At 71.0% G+C, this 1,008-nt stretch carries 1 protein-coding gene; it reads right to left on the bottom strand.

Annotation, left to right across the window (positions count from 1 at the left end):
- Positions 1-23: 23 nt before the first annotated feature.
- Positions 24-605 carry a TMEM165/GDT1 family protein gene (locus PV721_RS43560; protein ID WP_319734439.1) on the bottom strand — a complete coding sequence of 194 codons (582 nt, stop codon included), beginning with the start codon at positions 603-605 and terminating at the stop codon, positions 24-26.
- Between the last annotated feature and the right edge of the window lie 403 nt (positions 606-1,008).

Below are 1,008 nucleotides of genomic sequence, written 5' to 3'. Positions count from 1 at the left end.
TCCACACAGCCCGCGCCCGCCCGTCAGCCCGCGATCGCCTCGTACAGCGAGAACACGGCCAGGGCCGCCATCACCGCTGCCGCGATCCTGGTGATCAGTCGCAGCGGCACGTACTTCATCAGGGTGCGCCCGCCCAGGATGCCGATGCCCGCGACCGCCCACAGGGCCAGCACCGCGCCGATGCCGACGGAGACGGGGTCGTCGTACCGCGCGGCGAGGTTGGCGGTCATGATCTGGGTCAGGTCACCGAACTCCGCCACCAGGATCAGCATGAAGCCGGCCCCCGAGACCTTCCAGAAGGACTGGTCGGCGGGCGGCTTGACCTCCTCCTCCCCGTCGTCCTTCTTCAGGAGCAGCATGGCCGCGCCCAGGAGGAAGAGGATGCCTACGACGGCCTGGACTAGGCGGTGCGGGAGCAGGGTGAGCACGCTGCCGGCGGCGATCGCGAGGGCGACGTGTACGGCGAAGGCGGCGGCGACGCCCGCGAAGACGTAGGAGGCGCGGTAGCGCGTGCCGAGCATCAGGCCGGCGAGGGCCGTCTTGTCGGGGAGCTCGGCAAGGAAGACGACGCCGAAGGCGATCGCCGTGATGCTGAAGCTGAACACGGGGGTGGAAACCTCGATCGGTCGGGCAGGACGCCACCGGTACCGAGAGACCTGGGGTGTTTCAGGGGTCGCTTCGGCTCGGCGGCGCCCTGGCGTGCGTGTGCGCGTACGAAACGCGTCCACGCGTGAACAGGACACTGCGGCCGAAGGTCTCGCTGGCCGACCGCTGTGCACGGCCTGCCTCCGGGCGCCGGCTGGGGTGACCCAGCAGTATGTCGACGGTCCGGCGAAGAGCTACTCCCCTTCTGCTCCGAACAGACTACGCGACGCCCTCGGGGGGCCGGAATGGGCCTTTGGTCCCGCCCTGGCCGCACTCCGAACCCCGTTCCGCGCCCGCTCCGAGTCCGTTCCGAACGCGTCCCGGCCCTGCCCCGACCCGCGCCGCACGGCCCCGGCACCCACC

The sequence above is a fragment of the Streptomyces sp. MB09-01 genome, from assembly GCF_033794505.1.
In the GTDB taxonomy this organism is placed as follows: domain Bacteria; phylum Actinomycetota; class Actinomycetes; order Streptomycetales; family Streptomycetaceae; genus Streptomyces.
Note: the sequence above shows the minus strand (reverse complement) of the source record. Positions and strands in the feature narration are given on the sequence as shown.